The following is a 7,678-nucleotide window of genomic DNA, read 5'->3' as shown; positions in this document are numbered from 1 at the left end:
GCCGGAGATGCCGGGGACCATGGTGCCGCCGGGGCTGAGCACCGGGAACCAGCTACGAAAATCGCTGCTGAGCTGGCCGTTCTGGATCAGCTCAGCCATGCCGCTCTGGCAGAGGCACTGCGGATCGAGCCGGTCGGCCCGGAGCAGAATCTTCTCGATCAATCCGGGAATGGCGGCGATGGCGTCCTGAATCCGCTGGCGATCGTTCTTGAGGCCCATCTCGCCGAACAGCAACCCGCCCTCGAACGGCCGGTGGTCGCTGCCCGTCTCCGCGTACGCCGAAACCAGGCAAAGCCCAGCGAAGCACATCTGCAGTTCCTTGGCCAGAAACGTCTCGGGCACCAGGCTGTGACCCAGCAGGTCGGCCCCCCAATTGGCGTACCGCTGCACCTCAGCCGGCGTCTCGCGCCGCGGGCCCTCCGTGCACAAATACGTCCCGCCGTCGGTGCACTTGGCCCCCAACTCGCCCAGCGCCTCGCACAGCACCGGCCGCAGCGTCGGACAGAACACCGGCCACTGCCGAAGCTCGACCAACGCCCCGTGCTCGAAAAACGTGCCGACGCGATGGCGCGTCTCGTCGATCAGGTCCTTGACCACCGCGAACTGCCCGATCCCGTAGTTGTGCGACACCGCCCGCACGTTGCTCCACGAGATCACGTGCGTCACGCCCAGATCCTTGAGCGCGTAAATGTTGGCCCGGTAGTTCACGAAGCTGCTGGCGATCGGCGTCCGACCGTCCGAATGCCGCAGCAAAAGGTAATACTCGCCCGCCTCGCAGCGGCAGCGGTAAATCGTCTGCGACTTGCCGAACGGAGTCACCCGCGCGCCCATCCGCTCGCCTTCGAGCCGCTTCGCCGCAAACAGGTCCTGGGCGAAGCTTCCGCCGATGCACGCCAGCGTGATTGGTGTCGATGACATGCCTGCTCTCCTTACACTCCACCCGTCCCGATCGGCTTCGACGACAGCGCCGCCGGCGTTCCGGACAGCTCGCGGGCGTCCGTCCCGTCCAATTCACGGTCCAACGCATCGAAGAACCGGCCCATCCGTTCCAGACGCTTGAGGGCCAGCCGGCGCGAGGCCTCCAGGTGAAACCCCGTCTTGATCCGCGCCTCCCAGTAGTGATACTCCTGCTGACGACGCCACACCTCGACCAGATGATCCGGGCACCGCCCGTTGATCAGTCCGCAGCGGACCTGCCGCAGCAGCCCGACCAGCCCCATCTCCTCGAGGTTGTCGGCGTCCGCCAGAATCCGCGCCGCATCGTCCGCTGGGCGCGAAGGCGGAAGCTGAGCCACCCACCGGCACGCCTGCCCCAATTCGCCTTCGCTCAGCACGCCGCGCAACTGCTCGCTCGCCGCCTGCTGGCTGAACCGCCGCAGCTCCGCGTCGGCTGGGCGCGAAAAAACCTCGATCGGTTCGCACGTCCCGCGGCTGACCTGTTCGATCCACCCAGCGTCATGAAACAGCGCCGCCGCCGCCAACGGCCGTTCCGCCTTGGTCAGAGAAATTCCGGATTCGCCCCCGATCCACTGGGCCAGTTTCCAGACCCGCAGGGCATGGTCCCAGATCATCGCGCCGCTGAACTTGCCGTCAGGCCCATTTTTGCGCCGTCCGTTCGCTGCGTAATAAGACTCGCCTCGCTCGATGATGTCCTTGAACAGGTCCATACACAACTCAGATTGGGCGCGAACAACCGTCCGACCAGCGCAGCCGACTTCGATAAACGGGGTTATTCTAACCGAAAGCAAACCGTTTTGCCACCCCCGACTCGCAAGGTCTTGTCCACGAGTGGTTTGTGGCCGATTTTTGGTGGGTCGGGCTGGACATTATGGCGGGGGGTGAAGATAATTGCTTTTCCGGCAAAGCGTTGTGACCGTCCGTCGGTGCGGGGCCGTGGGACGGCGACGCAAGGGAAGGTCGGCAGGATTTGTATGACAACCATACAACTTGGGGAAAATGCTTCGGCACCGCAGACTGAGGCCTTGTTGCCGGTTTCGCGTCCGGCGTTCGCGGGCTGGCCGATGGCGGTGGCGTGGGTGGGGATGGTTTTGTTCGCGTTTCACGCCTCGACCCACCGGGTGGGGGCTGGTGACACGTGGGTGGCGTTCGCGTGCGGTCGGTATTCGGCGCATCACGGGGTGAGCAACGACGATCCGTTCAGCGCCAATTCGCTTGCGCCGGGTCCGACGGAGGCCCAACTGGCGGAGTATCCGCAATGGGCGCATGGGTTTATCCGCTCGTGGCATCCGCTGGGGTGGGTCAATCAGAACTGGCTGACCCACGTGGTTTTCTATCTGCTCAAGCAGGGTTTGGGCGAGAACGCGCTGGTGGTCTGGAAGTTCGCGGTCAATTTTCTGACGGTTTTGTGCGTGTACTATTCGGGCCGGCTGTTGGGGGCCAACGGGGCGCTGAGCGCCGTGTTTGCCTGTTTTGCCCTGTTTACCGCGCGGACGTTCATCGACATCCGTCCGCAGGTGTTTACGAATCTGCTGGTGGCGGTTTTCTTTGTGATTCTGCTGCTGACCACGTACCGCAATTACCTTTACATCTGGCTGATCGTGCCGCTGGTGGTGGTCTGGTCGAATCTGCACGGCGGGTACCTGTACGTGTTCCTGACGCTGGTTCCGTTTGTGGTCATTCACCTTCTGACGTCGTTTTGGAGGAAGGCGTTTGTATCCATTGGGCGGCGCGGGGTTTATCACGTGGTCGGGGCGGCGGCGGTCGCGTTGGCGGCGATGGTGGTGTTCAACCCGTATCACCTCACGAACCTGACGCACACGTATGTTATCAGTCTGAGTGAGAACGCTGATCGGTGGCGGACGGTGGATGAGTGGCGTCCGGCGTTCGACTGGAGCAACCGGGTGGGGACGGCGGTGCCGTTTCTGGTGATGTTCATCATGCTGATCGCGACGGGTTGGGCGTGGCTGCTGGGGGTGGCGGTTCGACCGACGTCGTCGTCGGAGAAGGGCAAAGGGAGGAAGCGCCGTCAGGGTTCGGAGTCGGGTCGGGTCTGGGAGTGGCCGAAGATTGACCCGGCAACGATCGTGATCGTGGTGATGACGGTGGCGATGGCGGTCAAGTCGCGTCGGTTCATTCCGATCGCGGCGTTCGTGGCGGCACCGTTGATTGCGTTGTTCGTGGATCAGACGATCCGGATGTTGGCGGCGCGGGTGGTTTCGCGTCGCGAGGGCGGTGTCGGGCTGCCGGCGTTTCCGCTGGCTGAGCAGCATGCGTTGACGGCGGTGGCGGCTGGGTTCGTGCTGATTTGGGGGGTTTGGCTGGGGGTGAAGTTTTACCGGGTGTACCTGGCGGCGTGGCCGTTCGACCACGTGCAGACGTCGGTTTTTATGCGGATGACCGGTTCGGGCCCGATGCCGTTCGCGGCGGGGGAGTTTATTCGGGCCAACGAGCTTCGCGGCAAGATGTTTAACTACTGGAACGAGGGGGGTTTTCTGGCGTTCGCGCAGGAACCGGACCCGGAGACGGGTCGGGTGCCGCTGCAGTTGTTCATTGACGGGCGGGCGCAGGCGGCGTACGACATCGAGACGTACAGCATGTACATGCACATGATGGCGGGCGGGCCGGCGGCTGGTCGTCGGATCAGCCGTGCGGGGTTGGAGAAGGCGTCGGCGTGGCTGGTGGAGGAGTTGAAGAAGTACGACGTTTGGATCGTGGTGATGCCGGAGAAGTTCTGGCGTCAGCCGTTCATGCTCGCGTTGGAGCTGGCGTCGAACTGGCGGCTGGCGTACCTCGACGAGCACCATAAGATTCTGGTGGATATGGACAGCGAGGCGGGCAGGACGCTGTTCGGCGAGGTGGTGGGCGGGCGTGCGGAGTTTGCGAGCGAGTTTTCGCGGGCGTTGACGCTGGGCCACATTTTGATCCGCAGCGGCGACGCGAAGCTGCAGGAGGCCGGTTTGGTGCGTCTGATCGAGGCGCTCAATTTGCGGCCGACGGGTGTGGCGGCGGCGGAACTGGCGAACACGGCGGGTCAGATGCCGCCACTGGCGCCGCGGGTGGTGGAGACGTTTGGCTCGCACATCGAGGACTTGACGGCCAACCGGGCGGCGTACGAGGCGCAGGCGGGTTTTTCGGACCGGTTGGTCGCGGCGAGTATGGCGGCTGAGTATCTCAGCAAGGTTCCGGCGGGCCAAGCGGACCGCGAGCGGTATGAGCGGCTTTGTCGGCAGTTGCGGTTTGAGGTGGGCGACCTGGCCCGCCGGTGCAGTTGGTAGAGACCCAGTATGAGCGGTGCGATGAATACCGATTATCTGGTGGCCGAGATCGATCTGGGGGCGTTGGCGCACAACTGTCGGGTGGTGCGGTCGTTGGCGCGGCCGGCGTGCCGGCTGTGCGTTCCGGTGAAGGCGAACGCGTACGGGCACGGGGTGGAGGTGGTGCTTCCGGGATTGCGTGCGGCGAAGGTGGATATGCTGGCGGTGGTGTCGGTGCGTGAAGCGGCGGAGCTGCGCGGGCTTGGGTGGGAGCGTCCGGTTCTGCTGATGGGTACGGAGCTTGGCGCGTATGAGGGCGGCGGCAAGGGTGAGATCGCACGTTGGCTGGTGGAGCATGGGATCAGTGTGACGGCATCGAGCGCGGGCGATCTGGACGCGCTGGCGCGGGCGGCGGAGCGAGTCGGCAGGCCGGCGGCTGTGCATTTGATGCTGGACAGCGGGATGAGTCGCGAAGGTCTGCACGAGCCGGAGGTGTTGGAACTGGTCGCGTTGGCGCGTGGAAATGAGGCCATTCGGATCGAAGGGCTCTATACGCACTTTGCCACGGCGGACGACGGCGATAAGTCGTTCGCCAACGCGCAGCTTCAGCGGTTTGCGGCGTTCGTGGCGGCGCTGGCGGAGCGCGGCATTCGCGTGCCGATCGTTCACGCGGCCAATTCGCCGGCGTCGATCGATTTGCCGGAGTCGCATTTCAATATGATCCGGCCGGGCGTTTCGGTGTACGGCTGTCACTCGAGTCCGCAGATGCGATGCAAGCCGGACCTTCGGCAGGTGTTGCGGCTGGTGAGCCGGTTGACGCTGGTCAAGCGGATCGGCGAGGGCTGTCACGTCGGCTACGGCTGCACGTTTACCGCTCCGCGCGACATGCTGATCGGGCTGGCGCCGATCGGGTATGCGGATGGCTATCCGCGGTCGCTTTCGAATTGCGGGCGGATGCTGGTGGGTGATCGGCCGGCGCCGGTGATCGGGCGGGTGAGCATGGATCAGACGATTCTCGATCTTTCGGATTTGGAGCGCGAAGGGGTGCGTCCGGCGGTGGGACAGGAAGTGGTGATTATCGACAATCGGGCCGGTTCGCCGAATACGATTGAGGCGATTTGCGAACAGGTCGGTACGATTCCGCAGGTGGTCATGACGGGTTTGGGTCGGCGGGTGAGGCGCGTGCGGGTTAATGCAGAGGCGGTTGGGTAAACCGTCTTCCTGTTCTGACCATTGGCGTCCGTTCTTTGCGCGTGGTCCGAGTGTTCAGTGCCGCTGTTTCCCGCCAGCCAAAACCGACCCGTCCAGTACCCATCCAGACCGTCTATATACCCACTCATCAACAACCCTCACCGCGAGGTCGAAACACATCTGCACACACTGGGCATTGCATCCCATGTCTTCCCGTCAAGGATACGACCGGCCTTCTTCTTGTTTGGTCCGCCCCATTGTTTGAAGAAGAAAGGAACATTCTGCACACCACATTGTCGTCGTATGCTCCGCACCCATGCCGCGTCCATTGGCCTAGCGCCGGGGCCGGACTCCCCGCCGACGATCACCCAATGGATGCCCTTCAAGTTCAGCTTTCCCAGATCGCCTAGTAGCGGTTCAATCGAAAGGAACCGTATGTTCGCAGGTACCTGCCGAAGGTGGTCTATCCGGAAGGTGTACTCGGACGATTCAACCGTGACGCCTACCCAGATATTCTGAGCCCAATGGAGCTGATCTGATAGCTCAGCTAGGCGCTCAGAGCGCTTGGTCAGCACTTGATATCGGTGATGCGGCGTCTGGAGCATCGTACCGAAAACTCGCCGAACGAAGTCTAGTGGAACGTCCGCATGAAAAAGGTCGCTCATGGAGTTCACAAACACCATCTGGGGCCGCCGCCAGTGCAGCGGCACTTCCAGCATGTGGGAATGACAAGTGACGGCAAACCCGTGGCGGTAGTTCGGCTGTCCCATCGCACGTAGGCGCTTTGCCATCCGTTCTGCATAGCAGTTCTGGCAGCCCAGGCTGATCTTGCTGCAACCCGTCACAGGGTTCCAGGTTGCTTCTGTCCACTCAATCTTGGTTTGTCGCATGGGTCAATTCTCGCCTCAAAAACTGCCTTCGGCTGACCGGTCTTGTAGCTATCCCAACCGAGGTAGAAGGCACCTTTGCGCATTCGACGTGCCGATGTATCGGTTGCTGCCACGGTCAGAAGACCTCGATCCTGCAGTTCACCCAGGATCTCGCGGGCGTGCCTCGGGAGGAACCCGCATTCCAGTGTGAATCGGTAAAGGTCATTGTTCGTCTGTTCTCCCAAATGTATCCGTCGGATCAGGTCCTCACGAAACCGGTCCTGTTTGCGAATTACGTTTTCCTCGGGAAACAAGCTCGGCTCTTCCCGAAATCGGTCACCGTCGATGTTGAAGTTAGCCTCGCCCGTAATCCGGTCCTTGTCCCAGCATACCGTCAGAAACTTCTCCAGGCCCAGCAAATTACCTGTACCGAAAATCAACCCGTAAATATTCGCGTCCTTGCGGATCGAGAACGGAGCTAAAAAGTATGATTTGGTATTGGGCACAAGCTGCCGGTAGTAGTCGCACACACACCTGTGAATAGAGGCTTGATCCACGACTGCGATCGCCTCATCCGATAGGCCCGGGAAATACCGACGCACACATTCCTCACCCCGAAAACGCCGGACAATCGACGAAGATACAAAAAAGATGATATCGGTCTTAGCACAGTTCACCAGCGCCCGGAAGACTTCAGGGCTGACCTGCTTGATGCCACACTGGTCGAGGATCACTAAGTTCGCCGCACGGGAGGCCCGAAGAGCCGGCAAATGTCCCTCGAAAGCGGCTGGGAAATCCCTGTTCTCCACCTCGACGGAAAACTCAGAGTTACCGCACTCCCGGGCGATCTCCTCCCGAAGGCTGTCGCACTTGCGACCACTAAACTCGTTGAAGTAAAGGTGGACAGCCACTCCGTCTGCCTTAGGCCGCGAGGCATCGGTCAGATACCGCTGGACCTCCTCCACAATGATCAGTGGCGATCCTTTCTTGCCTTGCGTGTCCCTGCCTGGCCCTGCAAAGAAGTCGAGGATATTAACTCGTCGGCATCCGCCGCCGGTAAGGAACACGGGAAGCCACTCCCGAATGTAACCTCGAAAGATGTCCAGCTTCAGTTCTGTCTCCCGGTCAAAGGCCTCATCGTGAAAATCTCTAGCCATTTGTTGTCCCTCTGCGGTCCTCTAGGCTTCACCTCTTGGCCAGCATCCGCTATATGAGCCATCGGCCCGGTTCGGGCAAGCTGCAGCATTGCGGCGAACCGCTACACTAACAGATGTTATCATATCACGGCGTGAGGACACCTGCAACTGAAACCACCTGAGGGCAAACCAACTGTGATCGGGTCCCGGAGCTCCACTTTCAAACCCTCGTTGCTCCCTTCGCTGCCCTCTGCTCAACTTCTCTTCC

At 61.7% G+C, this 7,678-nt stretch carries 6 protein-coding genes; 2 read left to right on the top strand and 4 right to left on the bottom strand.

The features are described 5' to 3' along the window. Positions 1-918, bottom strand: a 918-nt coding sequence (locus tag GXY33_05595) for an MTAP family purine nucleoside phosphorylase (GenBank protein ID NLX04597.1), incomplete at its 3' end; no start/stop codon positions are given. Between the two features lie 11 nt (positions 919-929). Then, a complete protein-coding gene (locus GXY33_05590; GenBank protein ID NLX04596.1) occupies positions 930-1,667 on the bottom strand; it encodes an HD domain-containing protein in 738 nt (245 codons plus the stop codon). 318 nt (positions 1,668-1,985) lie between these two features. On the opposite strand from GXY33_05590, the gene GXY33_05585 reads away from it, so the two are divergent. Both GXY33_05585 and alr read left to right on the top strand, forming a co-directional pair. Beyond that, complete coding sequence (locus tag GXY33_05585) at positions 1,986-4,235, top strand: hypothetical protein (GenBank protein NLX04595.1); 2,250 nt, start codon at positions 1,986-1,988, stop codon at positions 4,233-4,235. 21 nt (positions 4,236-4,256) lie between these two features. Then, positions 4,257-5,426, top strand: coding sequence for an alanine racemase (gene alr, locus GXY33_05580; protein NLX04594.1), 1,170 nt, complete (start codon positions 4,257-4,259; stop codon positions 5,424-5,426). Positions 5,427-5,563: 137 nt separating this feature from the next. Here the strand turns inward: alr and GXY33_05575 are convergent, their stop codons facing one another. After that, the gene (locus tag GXY33_05575; protein NLX04593.1) at positions 5,564-6,295 is read right to left on the bottom strand and encodes a phage Gp37/Gp68 family protein; all 732 of its coding nucleotides are present in this window, start codon (positions 6,293-6,295) and stop codon (positions 5,564-5,566) included. Beyond that, the gene (tcmP, locus tag GXY33_05570) at positions 6,247-7,431 is read right to left on the bottom strand and encodes a three-Cys-motif partner protein TcmP (protein NLX04592.1); all 1,185 of its coding nucleotides are present in this window, start codon (positions 7,429-7,431) and stop codon (positions 6,247-6,249) included. Before tcmP ends, GXY33_05575 begins: the two co-directional genes overlap by 49 nt. Positions 7,432-7,678 lie beyond the last annotated feature (247 nt).

This window comes from Phycisphaerae bacterium (assembly GCA_012729815.1).
Lineage (GTDB): Bacteria > Planctomycetota > Phycisphaerae > JAAYCJ01 > JAAYCJ01 > JAAYCJ01.
Note: the sequence above shows the minus strand (reverse complement) of the source record. Positions and strands in the feature narration are given on the sequence as shown.